The sequence below is a fragment of the Mesorhizobium sp. M7A.F.Ca.US.005.03.2.1 genome, assembly GCF_003997795.1.
Taxonomy (GTDB): Bacteria; Pseudomonadota; Alphaproteobacteria; order Rhizobiales; family Rhizobiaceae; genus Mesorhizobium; species Mesorhizobium ciceri.
On record NZ_RZRP01001565.1, the window covers coordinates 1 to 536 of the forward strand.

The window sequence follows — 536 nt, forward strand, 5'->3', positions numbered from 1 at the left end:
TCGCCGGACTGCAACAGGGAGCAGGGGACTTGTGCTGGTTCTTCTTCTCATTGGGCATCGGATTTTCCCAAAACCGTCTCCACTTTGGGGTCCGATGCCTCTAGCCCGCCTTGCCGCCGAGCCAGGCGGCGAACTGGTCGATGGTCTGGTCGGCGATCGCCTGCATGGTGGCCGGCGAGATCCCCTTCCAGCTGTCGCCGCCCGCGCTGGCGCCGGAATTGACCGACGGAGCCTTCTGCTGGCCATTGATGCGGTGCAGCCGGTTGCCAGCGGGGTCATAGACGTCCCAGACATAGATGACGGTGGTGTCGGCGCCTTCGGACATCGTCGAGAAATAGCCCTTCAGCACATGTGTCACGGTCTGGTCGGCGCTGCCGGCGAGAGTGATGCCGCGCTGCCTGGCACGGGTCTGCAACTCCGCCGTCAGAGGTGTCGCAGCTTCCACCGAAGCGCCTACGATCGGCGCGATCTGCAAGCGGGTCTTCGACAGGATGGCAGCGCTTTGGGCTGATGTGACCGGTGCGGCGGCGGTTGCG

The 536-nt window shown here is 64.7% G+C and carries 1 protein-coding gene; it reads right to left on the bottom strand.

Features of this window, described 5'->3' with window-relative positions:
- Positions 1-100: 100 nt before the first annotated feature.
- On the bottom strand, positions 101-536 hold a 436-nt coding region (locus tag EN991_RS39160), incomplete at its 5' end, for a hypothetical protein (RefSeq protein WP_127370679.1).